The organism is Microcoleus sp. AT9b-C3 (genome assembly GCF_036705485.1).
Taxonomy (GTDB): domain Bacteria; phylum Cyanobacteriota; class Cyanobacteriia; order Cyanobacteriales; family Microcoleaceae; genus Microcoleus.
Window position 1 is genome coordinate 129,691 of record NZ_JAUBUR010000017.1, and the last position, 20,466, is coordinate 150,156.

Here is a 20,466-nt window from a genome sequence, read left to right on the forward strand (position 1 = left end):
AATGGTATTAATTATCTCATCTATGTTAACCCGATCGCAAATTGGATTTTATCTCGAAGACATCGAAACCCCAATTGGCAGAACCGTCAATTTAACTCTTACCGGACTCATTCTCCTATCTTCCGCCAGCTTCATCGCCGAAACTTACCCGATTTCGGAAACGGTTAGAATTAATTTCCAAACTCTCGATACTGTTCTTTTAATCGTTTTTGCAGTTGAGTATTTATTGCGGTTGTGGTGTGCCGAAAATCGAGTTAAATTTATTTTTAGTTTTTTTTCAATTATTGATTTGCTGGCAATATTACCATTTTTACTGGGATTTGTCAACGTTAGTTTTATCCGAATTTTTCGCTGGTTCAGAATTCTCCGGCTCATCCGCTTTCTAGAATTAAAAATTTCTATTTTCCGCATCAGCAGCGAAGATGGGGTGATTTTTGCTCGGATTTTGTTTACTTTGCTGGCAATAATTTTTGTTTATTCTGGTTTGATTTATCAAGTCGAACATCCGGCAAATCCCGAAAGTTTTGCAACTTTTTTGGATGCTGTTTATTTCTCGGTTGTCACAATGACCACGGTGGGATTTGGCGATGTTACTCCGATTTCGGAATCCGGCCGTTTTCTGACTATTTTGATGATTTTGACAGGAATTGCTCTGATTCCTTGGCAATTGGGGGATTTGATTAAACAATTAGTTAAAAGTGCTAATCACGGAGAAGCTGTTTGTACAGGTTGCGGTTGGTCTGTACACGATGCTAATGCTAGATTTTGTAAAATGTGCGGTACTCAGTTAGATATCTAAGCCGCATAATTAATGTTTTACAAAAAAAATGTTTAAAGCCTCTCCCTTGTAGGGAGAAATTAAAAGAAGACTACTCATTACTCCCATCCTCTTCCTTCCAGGTAGAGGTCGCTGTCAAGTGTCAACTGTCAACTGTCAACTGTCAACTGAACTCCGATTTTAGAAAGGTACAGGAATTACGCATTATCAGGATGTAGCAAGATTTTGAGATTGCTGCACGACCAACGCTTGGCGATAAAAATACGTTACTTTTACGTAATTACTGAAGGTAGATAAAAAAATATCAACTAGGAGAAGACTGTAGAAAAAATTGCTAACTTACTTTGCGCTCGCCAAAAAACACCCCAGGTGGTATCAATATTCCAGTGATTTTGTGGCTGTGGAATTTGGCGATTGCTAATTAAACGAGTCGCCTTCCCTTTACTCGTTTCTGAAGATTATCCGGCGCCATCGTCCCACAAAGATTTTGAAACGCTCGAGCAGTGGCGGTTTGGGATAGCCGTAATACAGCTCCCAAGGGTGAAAGCCAATCTGTTGGGGTCTACCAGTATTTAGGAATGCACTAATGTCCTTTCTGGCGAGGTAGCGATCGCGAATCTGTCGCAGTTGCTCTCCCCATATATTAACATGAAAAACAGTCCATTCCGGCGTTTCCCAACGAACTAACATATATCGCTGATTCTTTTCCAAAAAACTCTCGATCGCGGCCTCATTAGCAAATCGAAGACTTTCTTTAGTGTACAGAGCATTTTTTGCTACAGGGCCGTCGAATTTTTTACCCACATAGTAATCAATTACCTCTATCCATTCAGTCCCTCGAAAAATGGAAAAATTGTTGCTGAACTTCTGAGTTTTTGAGTAACCAGGCTCTAGCGACTGCATATCTGGCGAAGGAAAAGAACCTGTAAACCCAAAGCAGTTATATTTTTGAACTGTTTGCATTACCTCATCCAGCCAATTCTCGTGACCCTTGCGATAGGGCAGAGTATCGAGTTTAGCGAGTAAAATCCAATCTGTTTTAGCCGCCTCGATCGCCACGCGTACACCCTCTGGCTCTGTCTCGCCCACCGATCTCCCGCGCCAGTCTACATACACGAGCTCGTCAATCAGCCCTTCAGCCAAAAGTTCCTGATAAATCGGGGGCGGTTTATCAGCAGGCGACACAGCGAAAATTACTTGTTTTGGCCGCCCCCCCAGAAAAGATAGCCAGTCTTCAAGCACTTCGCGCACCATAATCTGACTGGTACTGAAAGTGCAGAAGGTAAGATTGTTAAAAATAGATTGATTCATTACTTCACCTTAATCATTGGCTACAGCAACGCTATTCGATCGGCAAGTGCTGTTTTTCCTAGGTCATAGACCAGCAACAGTCACAGCTAGTCTTAGCTGATATTAGTATAGACTTACAAATAGTATTTAGCTATAGCAGCAAGCTATTGAAATAGACAGATGGTTGTCTGTGCTTTACGCCCAATATAAATATCTGCTCGATCGCACCTGAATCCCGGCATCTGGGCGCTCGGACTGCGGGATCATAAGGGCAACAAAATTTCAAACTCGGTGCCAATTCCCAACTCCGATCGCATTCTGAATGCACCGCCGTGTTTGCCCGTCACTATTTGATAGCTAACTGCTAAACTGGTTTCTTTGAGGGCGCGTTTTTCCGTAGAGAATGATTCTATGATTTTTTTGTACTTGCTAGGTGACATTCCTGGCCCGTTATCTGCTATGCAAATCGAAACCCAGCGAACATGAAGTTTGTCTAAATCCGGCGCAGGTTCGGGACAGCAGACTTGAGTTGTGATTTCAATTTTAGGCTGGCGATCGCCGTCTCTGAGTCCTCCACCTTTGAACTCTTTCGCCAATTCTTGACCGACTGCTTCATTAATTAATGTATGAATAGCATTGGTCAAGATATTCATAAATACTTGGTTTAGCTGTCCTGCATAGCAGGGCACTGGCGGCAGGTAGCCGTAGTTTTTCACTACTTGGATTTCCCTAGTCAAACGACTTTTGAGCAGCAAAAGTATGCTGTCTATGTTGGCGTGCAAGTCGGTCGGTTTGGGATAAATATCGTCGATGTGGCAGAAGTTTTGCAAACTGGTTGCCAACTTGCTCAAACGTTCTGCTCCTGATTTGATGCTGGCAACAGTTCGGAGGAAATCGTTTTGCAAAAAGTCATAGTCGATCTCTTCCTTGAGCCTTGCTATTTCCGGCGGGGGGTCAGTACAGTATGCGTCGTAAACTGAGAGCAACTCCATCAAGTTTTTGCTGTAGTCGCTTACGTAGGTTAAATTCCCCCAAATAAAGCCTACCGGATCTAAAATTTCGTGGGCTACTCCGTTGACTAAACGCCCTAAACTAGCCATTTTTTCGCTTTGAATCATTTGAGTTTGGGCTCTTTCGTAGCGAACTTGAGTTTCTATGCCGCGAATTTGCCAGTAGGCGATGTTTAGTGCGTTAGGGTCTAAGAGTCGGTAAGATTGGGAGTCTATTTGAACGACGATCGGTTCTGCCTGCAATTCGGGCGATCGACGCAGAGCTTGTGGAGCTGCTGCCAAAATGGTTGTACTCTCTGCGACTAATAATATTTCGACGCGAGCGTAACTGTAGAGAACTTTCAGCGGCAGGTGCAAAAAGAGTTCAGGGCCTTGGGGTTTGAGCAAATATTCCAGCAGTTGCCTGCGGGATATCATGCCAGCAAACTCTCCTGCTTCCATTAACACGACTCCCGGCACTAGGGGATGCTGTTCAAACATTTCGGCAACTGCCACGGCCAAGCAGCTCGATTTAACCTGAAAGTCATACAGGGGCAAATCCCAGAGGGTAGACTCTAGGGAAAGGTCTTGATGGCTGCCTTCGGAGAGTGAAGGGCCAAGGAGTTTGGAACTGAATTTATTTGCCACTGGAACTTTTAGTTGCCGAAACGCTGGGAAAGTGAATTGAGAACCTACTACTAAGCTAGCCTATCACTTCACCGCAGGAGCGAACAACCGAGAATATTCTTGAGTTAATCATGTTGTGCCAACTATAGGCAGGAGAATTTCAAATTCAGTATTCTTACCTGGTTGCGATCGCATTCTCAGTTGGCCGCCGTGCTTTTCTGTGACGATTTGATGGCAGATAGCCAGCCCCATACCGCTGCCTTTGCCTGCTGCTTTAGTGGTAAAAAAGGTGTCAAATATCTGCTGGTGATTTTCTGGGGCAATGCCGGGCCCGTTATCGGCAATGCAAATTGCGGCCCGCTTGCCGTGTTCGGTTTCTATAACTTTAGTGGTAATTTCGATTTGGGGCTGCCAGTTGTCCCGGCACTCGGTCTGTATTTCTCGATCTGCTGCGTACTCTGTCAGGGCGTCTAGAGCATTAACTAACAAATTCAAAAACACCTGACTCAACTGACCGGAGTAGCCACTAACTAGCGGCAATTCGCCGTAATTTTTAACCACTTCTATGCTATTTTTAAAGCGGTTTTTCAAAATTAACAGCGTCATCTCCACGCATTCGTGAATGTCTGTCTCGGCTGGTTTTGTCTCGTCCATGTGAGAGAAGTGGTGCAGCCCGTTAACTATTTTTAGCAATTGCGAGGCTCCCAACTCCATCCCTTCTAAGGTGATCGGCAAATCTTCTTGTAAAAAATCAAATTCAATTTCTTTTTTAAGGGCCTCAATTCGGGGACAGGGTGCCGAATATTCTTCTTCATAAACCGACATGAGCTGAAGCAAGTGTTCAAAATAGGACAGCAGAAAAGTTAAATTTCCCCAAATACAGTTCAGCGGATTTCTGATTTCGTGGGCTACTTCTGCTACAATCCTCCCCAAACTAGCCATTTTTTCTGTTTGGATGAGTTTGGCTTGGGTTTGTTTGTGGAGTAACTTATTTGTTAATTCGTGAATTCTTGATTGAGCGACCATTAATTGGTGTACGTCTAACAGCTTGTAGGTCTGGGGGGCTATTTCCACTACTACGGGTTCGTAAATTAATTCTGCTGATCTGTAAAGACATTCGTGGGCGGCTTCTACTATTAATTTACTGGCGGGAAGTACGAGTTCCTCTGGCTTGGCAAACTTGTACAGCACCTCTATTGGTCGCTTGAAAAACATTTCTACTCCGTAGCGGCGGTTAACTTTTTCAAAAAATAGACGCCTGGATATGATGCCGACAAAACTACCCCCATTGGTCAAAATGACGCCGGGAAGCATGGAATTTTCTTCAAAAGCCTGGGCTACTTCTTTTGCCTGTTGAGTTAATTCAATTTGGCAGTTGAAGAGTGGCAGGTCTAGGAGAGTTGATTCTAAGGAGATGTTCCAAGTACAAAATTCAGGTATATGCAACACTGATAACTCCGAGCTAGTCTCACGCACAGCAAACATAGATGAAACCCCTGTTAAATATTGTATTAATGGACAACTTAAGTTGCTATTAATTCGTAACTGGTAATGGGTAGCGGGTAGTTGCTAATTTGTAAAATTACAACAGCACCCGATGGGAAAACCCGATCGCAGTAGCATTGTCTGCTAAAGATTTTGTTTCTAAGTCAATATTAAACGATCGAAGCTTTTGTGGAACTTACTGATCTCTGCTGTAAACTTTTTACCATGATATACCTGCGATCGCCTGTTTTCGGAAAAATTTTAATATTTATAACGAATTATTGTGATAAGTTATACCATTTTTACACTGATAGAAGGGAATTGGAGAAGCGCGAGCGGGTTATCAGTGAATATACGGGCATCCTTCGAGGGTTCGACGGCCCGGATTAGCCATCGTCTAAGGGGCTTGCAGGCTCCAATTGTCAAGACTAGGGCCCAGACCAAAGGAAGTTCGGCCACGGATTCGCTTTCTGAGGATGTAACCGAATGTAACGGATGGAATGCTTTAGTTATCATCGCGAGAGAAGGAAGAAGCAATGTTCCCCAAGGGTTTGTGCAATTAAGAACGTTCTAACCGTATTGGCGGTTGCTATACCACTCAAAAGAAATGCAACTTTAGGCAACTTCCCACCTCGATGGTAGTCAGTTTTTTGCAATCTGCAATCTGCAATCTGCAATCGTCTTAGGGTTCCACCTCCGGCCAGAGGCGTTCTAGCTGATACCGCCAAGCGGCGAGAGTGTTTTCGCGAGACTCTCGCCCTAGTTCCATTTCACCCATCAATCCCTCTGCATAGAAACGGTCTAAAGTCTGAAGGGTAGTGTCCACAGACTGTCCCTGCATCTTCGCAGCTTTGATGATTTGACGGATGCGGCTTTCTATCAAACCGCCGAAAAAGTCAGACAAACCTCTCTCTTGCAAAGCCAGCAGTCTGGTGACGGCGGCTGAGAAATCGGCGGTGGCGAGTGTGGCCCGGCTGTGCTGAAATACTCCCCACAAAACGTTTTGATGTAAGGCGTAGCGAGTTTCCAGGGTGGTGTCAAAGTTAGCTTCTAGGAGTTTATCAAAAAATGGTTGAGCTTCCTGGGCATCGGCGATCGGCAGCAAAATCCGCAGCCAACTCCCGTCTTCTGAAAGGAGGACTAACAGCCGAAAATTGGGGGTTTCTACTTGCCAAGAAGTGGCAACAGGCATCTCAACACTGTCACCAAATAAGTCTTTAAGGGTATTGCTAATTTCTTCGGGAGTCATAAGGATTTTAGATTTTAGATTTTAGATTTTAGATTTGTCACCAGTCATTAGTCAGCAGTGCGCTCTCAAATCTCCTATTGATTTATGGTAGCCAGCGGGGGTGATAGCCGGCAAAGGGAAGTTCTTCTGGCTGTACTTTTGCGCGAGAACCGTCTGTGGTTATATCTACTAAGGGTAGCAGCCAGAGGCGGCTGGTGGCGATCGACTGTCCACTATCGTTGCGGGGACTGTCTGCTGCTGAGGGAGTTGCTGCTGTGACTGATTGGTCGAAAATTAATGCCAGCCCGTCGGGAGATAAACTGATTTGGGTATCTAATTGGTTGGGCAAAATTAGCAGCGGTTTGATGGTTCCTACCAAACGATTACCCTCTTTTTTGAGGTCGATGGTGGCGATGAAAGGCTGTTCTTTATAGCTTTCTGTTTTGAGGCGTTGGGCTAACAAACAGTAGAGACGCTGAACTTGATTGTCTTGGTTTTTGCGGGGGTCGAAATAAACGGCCATAATGCTGCCGGGAATACGCAATATTTCTTGTTCTACACCTTGGTTATCTAAGATAAAAAGCGATCGAGTAAAGTCGCTGTTGTATTTAACATAGGCGGCGGCCGAGTTGTCGCGGGCCATCCCCAATACTTGTTCGTATTTTGGCAAAAATTCTACGGGGTCTGCTTCCGGTTTGAGGGGGACGATCGCTAATCCTTGTTTTTGAGATATTACCATCGATTTGCTGTCGGGGCGAATCATAAAATCTCCGCCTTGTTCGTTTTCCAATGGTCTGGGCGCCTGTTTTTCTTCCAAAATCCAAGGACTGAAATCGCCGGGATTGCGGCGGTTGACGCGCTGGACAACTATGATTTTTCCGTCGGCTGAGAGGTCGAATTTGAGGTTTTGGTAATCTTTGGAGTCTAAGATTTTGTCGATTCTACCGGCTGGGTATTTTTGTTGAGTTCCTGAACCCGATTGGGGGTTGAGGCCGGTGGTGACGGTGAATAGTTCTTGATTGAGGGTGCCACGAGTACGCGCGATCGATCGATCGGTGGCTGAGAATAAAATGCGATCGCTGTCGGGATACGGTTTAAAATCGGTGACAACTAAATCTTTGGGAGTCAGCGCTATCGGTTTTGAGTCGCTGCTGCTGAGATTGACTAGCATTAATCTGCTTTCTGTTTCGCCTTGGACACCGATGTAAGCAAAAGCTCGATCGCGGCTGCGAAACGAACTGCTAAACGGTTGCATTGGCGTTCCTTTATTTTGGTTGTTTTCTCCGAAATACTTATCCGTTGCTCCGGCGAGTTTGACTGTGTAGGTAACGCCGTAGGGTGCTGGATCTTTGAGGGTGTAAGCCATGCGTCTTCCCGCCCAACTAAATTTACCGGGGAGGGGGGGTTCTAGCTTTAAGTTTTCCTCGACGGTGGGCTGGTTCATCGGCCGAAAGAATGTGAGGATAAATCCGGTATCTTCGGCGCCGATTTGTTTGTTTTCCCAGGTAAATTCTCGCACTCTGGGTGCTGTGCGATCGCCGCTCAGCAGCAGCAGCCCGATTAAGACGCTCAGCACTAGCATGAGGAAGATGGCCGTGCGGTCGATCGGGTGTTTGAATGGCAGATTAGCGAAGGGTGAAGGATTAATTTTTTTGTTAAAAATACTCACAAATCTTTCTCTCCTACTTTCTGCTGAAAATTAACTGCCAAATTTTTCCTTTTAAATTTTACTGCCTTGGGCGTACTCCCGACCCTCTGATTTTTTTTTACCACCGAAAACTAATGCAGCGAAGTATCTTGGTAAAAAACTCAGTTTCTGAAAGTGTGGGTGTCTCCTAGACTGAATTAAACTCACAAGCTTAAATCCGTGGAGTATGCGGCACTTCCAACAGTATCAACCGAGTGGAGATGTGAAATATATAGATTTTACTTTTTAGGAGGCTTCAGAGCTAAAAATTGCTCGATCGAGAGAGGCTTTGAGAAAAGTAGAGCACCCTACCATTGTGCCAGTTGCGTTCAACACTGTTTGAAATTTTAGATTTTTAATTTAATCTCTAATTTCAAATCGCTAATTCTTTAATAGGTTGAGGGGTAACGCTGGCGATCTACCCATCCTACTAATGATCGTGACGACTACTTAGATCCCTTTCACGAATCCTTGACGATTGGCGTGTGGGAACTATTATTAACTCCTGATAGTGTATACGGCGATTCTGGTTCAGGATATAGCTTAGAATATTTGCTATCGTAATGCCTGACCTCAAAATAGTTTAAGTTTGACGGGTGAGGCTTATATATGGAGAAACATTCCAAAAGACAAAAAGTTGCTGCACTCTCTAAAGGCCCGACATTCACTACTTGATTTTTGAATATGCGGCCTGATTTTATCCAGTGTTTCATTTGGCTTTTTGACAAGCAGTAAAATGCTGAATGAGTATGGCTAGATTCAGCAAATTTTACACTTTCTATCTCTACACTAGATAGCTGATTCCACAATACTGGCGGCTCTAGGGTCAAATCAATGTATCTCTTGGTTCCTTGATACATTTCAAAACGGTTTGGGTAAAGAATAGCATTCTCATACCCGCTTTCTCGGTTAAAATTTTCTAATTTTTCTAGAATGAAAGCATCGTACAAAACAATGTCATCTTCTATGAATAAAAACCAGTCAAATTTTTCTACTCTTTCGACAAATTCTTCCTGAAGTCTAAACTCTACAAACATGGGGTCGCATTCAGGGCCTTCTTGAATCTGAATGCACTTAATTTGATATTCAGGTAAGTAGGCTGTAACGTGCCTGTTCGGTAGAGTTTGGATAGTAATTGTGAGATCGCAATGAGCAAAACTCGTCAACAATCCATCTATTGTGTGCCTGAGTCTCTCTATTTTGGCTGCGGCTTTTTCTGGATTGTTAGATTCTTCAACTGATGTAACGTGTGCGACAGCGGCAAAGACTTTGGGGCGTTCTTTTTCGGGCTGTTCGTTTTCTCTGAATAAATTTATAATGCGATTTCTTTGATAAAAAAACATCAGTTTAGTATACCTCGTGGCTACTCGCGATATTTCTTGTAACAGAGCCATTTGTAAAAAGATAAAGTGCATTACTTTTCTTCTTGTATTATTTTCTGCTGACATATAGACAATCTCCTTTTTGTTTACTGAAATAGTGAATTGATTGGAACTAAATCCATCGGTGATATTTTATCGATGGGCAGACCAAAATCTAAAGCCACTCTACACCACAGTAGAGTGGCCAGCACCCCTAGAAACAGCCCTGTTAATTGAATATCCTGCCAAAAACAAGTTAGTCCTTCTTTCCACAAACCGTAGTTAGTTACTGCATAGCTAGGAAGGTCGCCGAGAGCTATAGCAATCACGGCACCTAAATTACCTTTTAAGTGGTATCCCAGCGGTATAGTTATACAGAGATTCACAAAAGTCAGCAGATGGCCCATAGCTGGGTACTGAGACTTTCCTACGGCTAAAAGACAACCACCCATCATACTGGAGAGGGTGGTGTGCCAGATACCTAAAGCCAAGATAGGCATCATCCAAGATGCCGCCTCATACTCTTTCCTGTACAGTGTTAAAATTAACTTATCTCCGAAGCTCACAAAAATTGCTAAACCTACGGCTAACGGTATTAGAATTAGCTTGCGGTTGTTAAGTATCTTCGCGCGCAACTCCTGCCGCGGCAACTCTGCCAGCATAGAAATCGAGGGAAAAATCACCCGGCCACTAAGGGCGATAATTACTTGGCGCGGCATATCGCCGAGAGTAAAAGCGATGCCGTAAATGCCCAACAGTGTGAAAGTAAATATTTTCCCGAGGATGAGTCGATCGGCTTGAGAACACAGAAAAAATAAAATCGTAGACAAAAATATCCATTTGCCATAAGAAAATATTTCTTTTACTGCTTCTTTATCCCAAGCAAAGCGGTTTGACTTGCCGGGAATCAAAAAATGGCTCCATACTAACTCCACTACAGCTCCAGTCCAGCCGGCTACAATGATCGCCCAGATGCTGCGATCGAAGAAAGCCCACACAATCATCACGGTAGTAGAAATTATCTGTGTACCCAACTCAAAAAGCACTACTTCCTTAACGCTCATCTTGCGTTCTAGGGTGGATACGGAAGTCGATTTAAACCCTCCTATTAGGGTATTTATACTTATGGCTGGAATCAACCACATCAGACGGGGTTCTTCATAGAATTTAGCAACTGGCCAGGTTATTAGAATTAAACACAACCAAACAAACAAGCTGCGAATAACTTGCATTGTCCAAGCGGTGTTGAGAAATTGAGGATCGTCCCCGCGCTTGTTTTGAATGATACTTGGGCCCAGACCTATGTCTGTGAATAAGTTAATGCCTACGATGAAAACGTAGGCTAGACCCATTAGACCAAATAATTCAGGCAAAAGCAGGCGCGTCAGGATTAGGTTGCTACCAAATCGGATAATTTGACTGCTTCCATAGCTGGCGATCGTCCAGGCAGCACCTTTGATTGCTAATTTTTTTGATGACATATACTCAGAATTTGTTTCCTAATTACGAGTGTAGTTGCTGAATTTGTTATTTGCAACTCCTACAGAACGATGATGCCACTTTTATTGCTGACTGGACAGTATCTTTATTTGTATACGGAGAACGCGTCTTCAGTGTCCATGTCGCCATAAATGTAAAATTTAATCTCATACTTACTCGCCATTTAATAATCATAAGGGTTTTTGGGTTCAGGAATTGGTTTGAGGGAGGATGCTTGAATGATTAATTTGCGCTTGCCTTGCAGTTCTTCTACGATCGTTTCTCCTTCTATTTCTAGCCAACTGTCTGGGGCAAAGGTGGTGCGGCTTTGACCGATCAGTAATTTTACTGGCAAGCCAATCGGATAGGCGTCTGCCGCGCAGCAGGTAATGATAAAACGCCCGATCCACATATATTGTTCTGCTAGGTTAGGGGGATGAATTACAAATCCTTGAACTTTGACTTTTTGACCTTTGTATGTATCCGGTTCGGGGTTGAAATTTAACAGCCGCACCCATTCAACGAGCGATCGCTGTTCGGGTTTTGTAGTATTGCGAAATTCTTGGGGTTGCAGTCTGGTGATGGGCAGGGATTCGGTGAGGCCTCGTTCTAATGCTGTCTGGCTGGTAAATGTGCGTGGCGTTGTTAATAAACCAATTAATGCGACGCTCAACATTAAGGTGCTGCCGATACTGGGGGGAAACAAAGTAACGTGTTCAACTTCTGTGATTCTCAGAGAGTTATTTGCTGGTGATGTCCGCGATTGCTTTGTGGTGCGATCGGGTTTTACGAGTTCCCACGTTTTTAAACCGCCAATAACCACTAAGCCGATTCCTCCTGCTAGAGTCAAGCCAAAGTAATTGGGGTGAATGAGAATGCTTAACTTGCCGGTGATCCAATATTTAAGAAGCAGTATTCCCCACGCTAAGATAGCTAGGGCGTCCAGCCAGGGGCTAATTTTTTTAAGATTCATTTTTTAAGAGTGATTGGGAAGGAAGAGAGAAGAAGGAAAAGACAAAAACACCTATCCGTATATCCCTTACTTCCGTATCGGAGAGCAAGGTAATTGAAAATCGCCAATCTACAATGGTATTAGTTGTCTGTCCCAGCTCATTTATTAACCTAAATGCAAGTTTACAGCGAGGGTCATTAAAAAGGTTAACTGAGCTGCCAATACAATTAAGTAAACTACGGCTCGACCTTTAAAAATTGACATCATTAAACCAATGCCTTTGAGGTCAATCATCGGGCCGAAAACGAGAAATGCTAACAGCGAACCGCTGGTAAATGTGGCAGCAAAAGCCAGGGCAAAAAAGGCATCTACTGTAGAACAAATCGATACGACTGCGCCTAAGAGCAGCATGGCTAGAATCGAGGAAACGGGGCCTTGGCCGAGGTTGAGAATTAGTTCGCGGGGTGCGCCAACTTGAATGATGGCCGCGATCGCACTTCCGATTACCAACACTCCTCCCAATTCGCGCAACTCCTGTACCATAGTATCTAAAAGCAGGCGCAGACGCTCTTTAGAAACAGGGTGGAACATCGAGGAACGTTTCGATGTTTTTTCTGTTTTGCTTGTTTCTAATCGCTTCCAGTCGTCTTGTAGCAAAGATTCGATTGGCACCACCCCCCCCGGCTGACCGAGCATAAAAGTTCCCGACTGCAACAGCAGCGGAGTGTTGGCTTGGACGAGCTCTTTTTCGGAAAAATCTGGTTTTGGCAGGGGGATAGCGCGGGCTACAGAGGGGTGCAGCAGAGGCCGCAAGTCTTTTTGGGCGCTGAACACCCAGCCGATAATTGTGGCTATAGACAGAGAAAATACCACCCGCAAAACTACAATCTCTGGCTGATCGCGAAATGCCGTCCAAGTCGCCCAAATTACCACGGGGTTGATCGTGGGGGCTGCGAGCAAAAAGCCGATCGCGGCTGGTGCGGGCACTCCCTGCATCAGTAACCTGCGGGCTACGGGCACGTTACCGCACTCGCACACGGGAAACAAAAAGCCGATCGAACTGCCCATCAAAGCCGCCAGCAGCGGGTTTCGCGGGATGCGCGATACGAGTTTGCGTTCGTCTACAAAGCCCAGCAGCAAACCTGAGAATAAGACTCCCAGCAGCAGAAAAGGTATTGCTTCTACTAACAAGCTGAGAAACAGGGTAAAAGCATTGTTTAACTGATTTGTCAGGGCGGGTTGCATCGATCACCTACTGGTAGATTGCTATTTAGTTATACGTCTTTGGTAGAACTCCTTGTAGATCATACCAAAGCCTAGCACTAAGTTAAGATCGAGTTAAATTTTTTTACCATTTTTTTGCTGGATTTTGTAGACATTCTAATTTAATCAATGCTAATATATTGAATAATTTAGACTGGTTGAAGTTGTTTGAGTTGGACTAATAATTTATTATATCCGCCTCGTACAGCCAATCAATAATTGAGTCGGCCAACAGTCGCAGATTTGAGAGATATTTCGGTTAACAATAATTGATTGTAGAACAAATGCCAAGGCAGATTTTGCAGATTGCGGGCGAGGCTAACTGTTTTACATAACGAGCGCTATAAAATGGGTTTTTAGCGATGACTTCAGTTTTCACTACAAACCTATAGGGGACGCACGGGCAGGTGTGTCGCTGGCTGAGCGTTACGGGGGGTTGTGAGTACCGGATCGATCGGGGAGATGGGATGAAATCCCCTCAAATACCCTAGCTTGCAAGGCGTCCCGCCATCGCGATTGCAAGAAGCTAAAACTCCCGGACGCGACCCCGCGAATTTCTGCTTTTAACTTGTCTGCTGACGGGCTGCATCGCGTGGGCGATCGGGCAATTCCGATTTTCTTCTATTATCACTCAATTATATTTCTCAGCATAATAATTTATTAACAAAAGGTTAAGACGATAACTTAAGATTAATGAATAGTTAAATAGTCGAAACGAGCGTTAATACCGCTCAAGTCCGTATAAAATAAAGTCAGGTATAATTACCAGGGCGCATTGATCTCGGTGATCCTCAATCTTGCCGAATACTTTAAGTGGTAAAATTTTCCTTGCTACAGTCAGTTTTTTGTGTAATTTAAAATGCAGTTTGCCAGGGGGATGCCGATCAAAGCACTCAGCAACTCACCTGCTGATCTTTGGTAGCTGAATGTCTGCTGGCAAATAGAACCCCAAAAAAGCGTGCTGATAAATTTATGTTGAATACCTCCTGCGTAGAAAGACCAGTCCAACCCATCTCCGAGGCTGACCTAGGAGAACTTTGTTTAGACTCTACTCTCCAACAATTGTCGCTTTACGATTTTCAGGTAGAAGCTACGGATTGGGGAATGCGAATTTCTCAGATGTTAGAAGCTAATCCGCTATTGCCGGGAGTCATTGTGACTCATCAAGGTGAATTTGCAGGCATGATTTCCCGGCGGAGATTTTTAGAATTTATCAGCCGTCCTTTTGGGCGAGAATTATTTTTAAAGCGACCTGTGAGGGCTTTGTACCGCTTTGCCGAAACTGAGAGTTTAATTTTTCCCAGCAATACTTTAATCGTGGATGCAGCCAGGAAGTCGCTGTTGCGATCGAAAGAACTGCTTTACGAACCTATTGTAGTTCAAGTGTCGCCTCAAACTTATAGTTTGCTAGACGTGCACGAACTGTTAGTAGCCCAATCCAACATTCATGAACTCGCAACAAAATTGCTGAGGCAGCAAACTCAATCTCAACTAATTCAAACCGAAAAACTAGCGAGTTTGGGACAGATGGTAGCTGGAGTCGCCCACGAAATTAGAAATCCTGTCACCTGCATCAGCGGAAATCTCGGCTTTTTATCCAACTACTCGAAAGACATCATGGAGTTGCTGTCTGCTTACGAACACATTGTGGGTGACAGCGAAAAAATTGACCAACTCAAAAAACACATAGAGTTTGATTTTTTGCAAGAAGATTGGGTGGAAATTCTCAAAAGTATGAAAGTTTCATCGCAGAGGCTGACCGAACTCGTCACCAGCCTGCACACCTTTTCTCACATGGACGAAACCCACTTGAAGCAAGCTAACATCCATGAATGTATTGACAGTACGCTGCTAATTATGAAAAACCGTCTGAAGTACGGGTTTAAAGTAGTTAAAAACTATGGAGATTTGCCTTTGGTCAAGTGTTACTCTGGTCAGTTGAGCCAGGTATTTATGAATATCATCAGCAATGCGATCGACGCTTTGGAAGAGGTAAAAGCAGAAAAAGATTTTATGCCTGCGATTACTATTGAAACTGAGGTAATAGATAGTTCTGACGGAGACTGCGTTAATTCGGAATTAATTCACAATTATGTGAGCGGCGCTCGACAAAATGCAAAACAGCTATCATCCGCCTGCCCAAACGTCGGCTTTAGCCCCGAAGCAGCCGAAAAAAATCAAAATAACGCTTGGATAGCCATCCGAATTGCCGATAACGGGCCGGGCATTCCGCCAGAAATTCAACGGCGGATTTTTGAGACATTTTTCACCACTAAACCTGCGGGGAAAGGTACCGGTTTGGGGTTGGCAATTACCCATCAAATTGTTACGGAAAAGCATAAAGGCAAGTTAAATTTGCATTCTACCCCCGGTACGGGTACGGAATTTGAAATTTTGTTGCCGTTGATTTGAAGGAAGTCTGGCAACCGATGAGTGTAACGGATGTAAGGGATAGTAAGGAATGGATGGAAGATGGAATGCAGGACACGGATACACGGATTTAGGTAAGGTGCGCATTGCGCACCCTACTGTTACGCTCGAAGCTGAACAGGCATTACCAAGAATGTAGCATTAACTCCACCCAAAGGCTGGAAAATTACGGGGGCTAAAGCACCGTTTAATTGCAGTTGAATTTCTGGGGATTGAGCCGTTTTTAAGATATCAATCAGATATTTGACGTTGAAAGCAATATCTATGCTATCTCCCGAAATCTGTGCGGGCATTGACTCTTTGCCGCAGCCGACATCTTTAGCATCTACAGACAAAGTAATTTCCTGATTCTCCTCGTCGATGCTGCATTTGAGAATATTATTTTTTTGGTCTGCAAACACCGCAATTCTTTCTACTGCTGCTAAGAACGATCGCCTTTCTAAGGTAATTTGCCGCTCAAAAGACGGCGGAATCAACTGCCGGTATGCGGGATATTGCCCTTCCAAGGTGCGGGTTGTCAGCCGCTGGTCTGCCCACTCAAACACTACTTGACCGTGTTCAAAATGCAGGGTTACAGGTTCAGTCCACTGCCGCATCACCAACATTCTTTCTACTTCCCGCAATGCTTTAGCGGGGACTGTCACCTCAAATTCTTCTTGGGTTTCTTCGCCTTCAGCTTTTTCATTTGCAGTTTGAACTACTGCCAATCTGTGGCCGTCTGTAGCTGCAAATTCCAGGCAATCTTGCAATACCTTTAAATGCACGCCTGCAAGTACCTGTTTGGCCTCGTCGGGGCTAGTAGCAAATAAAGTTCCTTTGAGTCCTTCTATCAAGGCTTCGGGCGGTAATTTGAGGATTGTTCCGGCTTCGATTGCGGGCAATTCTGGGAATTCTTCTGGGCCCATGCCTCTAACTTGGTAGCTACCAGAACTGCAAGTGAGATATGCTACGGTGTCCCCCGCTTCGTCTTCTAAAGTAATCTCTCCATCCGGGAGTCTCGAAACAATATCGTTAAGTAATTTAGCGGGTATGGTAAAACTGCCGCCGCCTGTTACTTCTGCTGCGAAGCTGGTACGAATGCCCAAACTGAGATCGAAAGCTGTCAAGCTAACCCGCTGATTTTCCTCATCCGCTACTAAGAGCACGTTGGCGAGTACCGGATGTGTCGGGCGGGAGGGAACGGCCCGACTTACCAACGAGAGGTTGGCGTTGAGGTCACTTTGGGTGCAAACCAATTTCATGGTAGGAAGGTTAATTAACCGGATTTGAAACAGAAACAAATCGTATCACAGAAAGCCGGCGGGTCGGTTTTTCTGTGTGTAGGGGTTAAGTATGGGGCTAGAAACCAGGTTTCTAGGCAAAATTTTGTCTTTAAAAACGAAAAATCTTTGTAGAAACCGGGTTTCTGAGGTCAGGGCGCGTTGCTAATTATCTGTGTTGGGTGTGCAGGGATCGCTAGTATTTTTTAATTTATTGAATTATTTTTGTGTCGATCGCCCTGTGGAAACTGTGGAAAAAAAAGCTAACTGCTGGCTGGGCATAACCTCTAGGTAATAAATCCCTGTGGAAAACTTGTGGAAAAGCTGTTGCGGTCGATCGCCCGCCCATTTTTGTGCAAAAACTGTTTCGGGCGATCGAGTAAAGTTTTCCACAAACCGAGGGCAACTTTTCCACAGGGTTTTCCACAGGCAAGCTGCTACGCATAGAGATTGTCTGTTATCGGAGAGTTACCGCTTCGATGATGCGGATCTGGAAATCGCTGCATAGAGTCATTGGTGTGACAACTGACTGACAACTGACTGACAACTGACTGACAACTGACAACTGACCTTCATCATCCAAGATACAAGCCCCCGGATTCATTCCTTCGCCGACTCAGGACCCAGAAATAAAAAACCTGTATCCGATGAAACTTGCCTAACGTATTTATCCGTGGGGTCAATGCTTCAATTCTTTAATCTTTAATCTAAAATCTAAAATCTAAAATCGATTGACTTCTTCTCAAGTTTTGCGGCTGACAACATTAATTCGATCGCTCAACTGACGCAAAGTTTGAGCCAAATTCGGGTCAGTGTTCCGCAACTGAGCAATTTTGTCGCAACTGTAAAGCACAGTCGTGTGATCTTTGCCACCGAACACTTCGCCAACCTTTGGCAAACTCAAACCAGTATGCTGCCTAATTAAATACATCCCTACTTGACGGGCAAGACTAATTTCTCGCCTGCGGGAAATGCCTTTCAAATCTTCAACAGAAACATCAAACTCCTCAGCCACAACTGCAATTACTGCATCTGGCGTCGCCTCTAAGCTTTCAGTTTGCTGGTTCAAAACCGGGGCGATATTCTCCACGGTCATCGGCAAACCGGTAATTGAAAGATATGCTACCGCCCGAATCAAAGCACCTTCCAATTCCCGCACGTTGGAAGTGTAACTAGAAGCAATGTATTCAATGACATCTCGCGGCAGCCGCATATTTTCATACTCGGCTTTTTTCTGCAAAATTGCCATCCGAGTTTCCAAGTCTGGCAATTGAATGTCGGCAATTAATCCCATCGAAAATCTGGAACACAAACGCTCTTGGAGGCGGGGGATTTGCTGTGGCGGGCGATCGGAAGCTAAAACTACTTGATTCCCGGCTTCGTGCAAAGTATTAAAAGTGTGAAAAAATTCTTCTTGAGTGTATTCTTTTCCTTCAATAAATTGGATATCATCTATTAATAAAACATCGGCTGCTCGATAATGGTCGCGGAAAGTTTGCATACTGTCTTTGCGAATTGCGGCGATTAAATCGTTAGTGAATTTCTCAGTAGAAACGTAAAAAATCTTGGCGTTGGGGTCAATTTCCAAGCGATAATGACCGATCGCCTGCATCAAATGAGTTTTGCCCAAACCGACGCCACCGCACAAAAATAGGGGATTGAATTCTCGGCCCGGAGACTCGGCTACCGCGAGGGAGGCTGCGTGGGCCATGCGGTTGTTAGAACCGACGACAAAGCGGGAAAATACGTATTTGGGGTTTAAATTGGCGGGTTTGGGGGGGTGAAGCGAGTGGTTTTCCGGGACATCGGCTGCGATGGGGGAGGGCCAAATCATGGCGGAGTCACTGCTGCCACCTGTTTCGTTTCCCCCGGCAATTGTCAAGTAAATGTCTACCGGATAGCCGAGAATTTCGTAGACTGCATCGGCAATGGTTTTGACGTAATATTTTTGCAGCCAATTGCGAGCAAAGGGGTTGGGCGCGCTGACGATCAAACAGTTATTTTCGAGTTGTTCGGCCCTGGCAGTTTTGATCCACGTCTCAAAGCTAGGTCTGCTCAGTTGTACCTGGAGACGTTCAAGTATCTGATTCCACAGACTTTCGAGGGGAATTTCCATCGCTCACCTCTGCCGATCGGCATTCAAGATATTAATTCTACTCTAGAGAGTTTAGTCCTCAGATGCTAAAGTTTAAGGGAGTCTGCCGTAGCTTGCGGGGCGGGACGCCATCGCCGAAAATTTTAGGGCTCTGCAGCCCAAACCAGGTATCGGGGAGCTGTTGAGCAAATATTTAGATTTGGCAGGAAAGCCTTAAAACATGGCAATGAAGAGTTCTACTGGCAAATTTTGGAAGCAACCGGCAATTTACATATTGCTGCTGGTAACGGGAGCCGGGGCCGCCATGTTGGGCGATCGTCTGACGGTTTCTCAATTTCGTGCAAATTCTGGCGATTCGGGACAAAGGGCGCTGGAACCTAAATTGCAACTGCCTCCTAGTACAAAGGATCGAGTTAGCAAAGTTTTGCCCCCGGCTTCCTTGTCGGGCGACGGGACTAATGTGAATTTTATTGTCGCTGCGGTGGCAAAAGTTGGCCCGGCAGTGGTTCGGATCGATGCTTCGCGCCGTGTGAAACCGGGAAATGGAAGGCTGTCGCCGGAAGATTTTTTTGGCATAGAACCGAATTCTGGTGGCCGGGGCGGGCTCGAACGGGGCACTGGTTCGGGTTTTGTCATCGGTGCCGACGGCGTGATTCTCACTAACGCTCACGTTGTAGAGGGAGCCGATACGGTAAATGTAACTCTCAGGGACGGCCGCAGCTATCAGGGGCGGGTGTTGGGGGCGGATAAGGTGACGGATGTTGCTGTGGTGAAGATTGAGGCGAATAATGTGCCTGTGGTGGCGATCGGCAATTCGGATAAGCTGTTGCCTGGGGAATGGGCGATCGCGATCGGCAATCCTTTGGGTTTGGACAATTCCGTAACTGCGGGGATTATTAGCGCTACGGGACGATCGAGCTCTGATGTGGGCGTACCCGACAAGCGGATCGGTTTTATTCAAACAGACGCTGCAATTAATCCGGGGAATTCCGGCGGCCCCCTGCTGAATGCTTCGGGCCAAGTTATTGGCATGAATACGGCGATTATTCAAGGTGCTCAAGGATTGGGCTTTGCGATTCCCATTCAGGCGGCCCAACAGGTGGCGAAGGAACTGATTTCGACGGGGAAAGTCGAACACGCTTATTTAGGCATTGAAATGGCGACGCTGACTCCAGACGTTAAGCAGCAAATTAACAGCAACGCTAACAGCAGCCTGCGAGTTGCAGTCGATCGGGGTGTGGCTATTGTTAGCGTTGTTCCTAATTCTCCGGCAGCAGCAGCCGGTTTGCGGGCTGGAGATGTGATTCAAAAAATTAACAATCAGCCGATTATTCAGTCGGAAGCTGTTCAGGAGTTCGTGCAAAATGCTAAGGTTGGCGGTATGTTGCAAATGGAAATTAACCGCAACGGGCAAATAGTTAATTTGACTGTTAAAACGGGAAGTTTGCCGGTTCAAAAAGTTGGATAAGAAGGAAGAAGGAAGAAGGAAGAAGGAAGAAGGAAGAAGGAAGAAGGAAGAAGGAAGAAGGAAGAAGGAAGAAGG

Annotated in this window: 15 protein-coding genes; 3 read left to right on the top strand and 12 right to left on the bottom strand. The window is 45.1% G+C overall.

Annotated features, from left to right (window positions below; all coding sequences use genetic code 11):
• Positions 1 to 22 precede the first annotated feature (22 nt).
• A complete protein-coding gene (locus QUB77_RS16915) occupies positions 23 to 799 on the top strand; it encodes an ion transporter (protein ID WP_333323296.1) in 777 nt (258 codons plus the stop codon).
• A gap of 420 nt (positions 800 to 1,219) precedes the next feature.
• On the opposite strand, the gene QUB77_RS16920 is transcribed toward QUB77_RS16915, so the two are convergent.
• From QUB77_RS16920 to QUB77_RS16960, 9 genes are all read right to left on the bottom strand, one after another.
• Positions 1,220 to 2,089: a hypothetical protein gene (locus QUB77_RS16920; RefSeq protein WP_333174895.1), complete on the bottom strand. Its 870-nt coding sequence runs from the start codon at positions 2,087 to 2,089 to the stop codon at positions 1,220 to 1,222.
• Positions 2,090 to 2,331: 242 nt separating this feature from the next.
• Positions 2,332 to 3,705, bottom strand: a complete 1,374-nt coding sequence (locus QUB77_RS16925; RefSeq protein WP_333174892.1) for an ATP-binding protein — start codon at positions 3,703 to 3,705, stop codon at positions 2,332 to 2,334.
• Between the two features lie 108 nt (positions 3,706 to 3,813).
• Entirely contained in the window at positions 3,814 to 5,169 is a 1,356-nt protein-coding gene (locus QUB77_RS16930; protein WP_333174891.1) for an ATP-binding protein, read from the bottom strand.
• A 682-nt stretch (positions 5,170 to 5,851) separates the two neighbouring features.
• Complete coding sequence (locus QUB77_RS16935) at positions 5,852 to 6,418, bottom strand: hypothetical protein (RefSeq protein ID WP_333174889.1); 567 nt, start codon at positions 6,416 to 6,418, stop codon at positions 5,852 to 5,854.
• Positions 6,419 to 6,500: 82 nt separating this feature from the next.
• Positions 6,501 to 8,066, bottom strand: a complete 1,566-nt coding sequence (locus tag QUB77_RS16940) for a hypothetical protein (RefSeq protein WP_333174886.1) — start codon at positions 8,064 to 8,066, stop codon at positions 6,501 to 6,503.
• A gap of 479 nt (positions 8,067 to 8,545) precedes the next feature.
• A complete protein-coding gene (locus QUB77_RS16945) occupies positions 8,546 to 9,532 on the bottom strand; it encodes a hypothetical protein (protein ID WP_333323298.1) in 987 nt (328 codons plus the stop codon).
• Positions 9,533 to 9,552: 20 nt separating this feature from the next.
• On the bottom strand, positions 9,553 to 10,926 hold the full coding sequence (locus QUB77_RS16950; RefSeq protein ID WP_333174881.1) for an oligosaccharide flippase family protein: 1,374 nt from the start codon (positions 10,924 to 10,926) through the stop codon (positions 9,553 to 9,555).
• Positions 10,927 to 11,108: 182 nt separating this feature from the next.
• A complete protein-coding gene (locus QUB77_RS16955) occupies positions 11,109 to 11,897 on the bottom strand; it encodes a TIGR03943 family putative permease subunit (protein ID WP_333174878.1) in 789 nt (262 codons plus the stop codon).
• Positions 11,898 to 12,041: 144 nt separating this feature from the next.
• Positions 12,042 to 13,121: a permease gene (locus tag QUB77_RS16960; protein WP_333174876.1), complete on the bottom strand. Its 1,080-nt coding sequence runs from the start codon at positions 13,119 to 13,121 to the stop codon at positions 12,042 to 12,044.
• A gap of 990 nt (positions 13,122 to 14,111) precedes the next feature.
• Here QUB77_RS16960 and QUB77_RS16965 point away from each other — a divergent pair.
• On the top strand, positions 14,112 to 15,551 hold the full coding sequence (locus QUB77_RS16965) for a HAMP domain-containing sensor histidine kinase (protein ID WP_333174873.1): 1,440 nt from the start codon (positions 14,112 to 14,114) through the stop codon (positions 15,549 to 15,551).
• 119 nt (positions 15,552 to 15,670) lie between these two features.
• Here QUB77_RS16965 and dnaN read toward each other — a convergent pair whose 3' ends face one another.
• The 3 genes from dnaN to dnaA form a co-directional block, all read right to left on the bottom strand.
• The gene (gene dnaN, locus QUB77_RS16970; protein ID WP_006632140.1) at positions 15,671 to 16,810 is read right to left on the bottom strand and encodes a DNA polymerase III subunit beta; all 1,140 of its coding nucleotides are present in this window, start codon (positions 16,808 to 16,810) and stop codon (positions 15,671 to 15,673) included.
• 237 nt (positions 16,811 to 17,047) lie between these two features.
• Entirely contained in the window at positions 17,048 to 17,221 is a 174-nt protein-coding gene (locus tag QUB77_RS16975) for a hypothetical protein (protein ID WP_333174870.1), read from the bottom strand.
• A gap of 349 nt (positions 17,222 to 17,570) precedes the next feature.
• Positions 17,571 to 18,944, bottom strand: coding sequence for a chromosomal replication initiator protein DnaA (gene dnaA, locus QUB77_RS16980; protein WP_333174865.1), 1,374 nt, complete (start codon positions 18,942 to 18,944; stop codon positions 17,571 to 17,573).
• Positions 18,945 to 19,149: 205 nt separating this feature from the next.
• Between dnaA and QUB77_RS16985 the strand changes: the two genes are divergently transcribed.
• Complete coding sequence (locus QUB77_RS16985; protein WP_333174863.1) at positions 19,150 to 20,391, top strand: HhoA/HhoB/HtrA family serine endopeptidase; 1,242 nt, start codon at positions 19,150 to 19,152, stop codon at positions 20,389 to 20,391.
• The last annotated feature ends 75 nt before the right edge of the window (positions 20,392 to 20,466 follow it).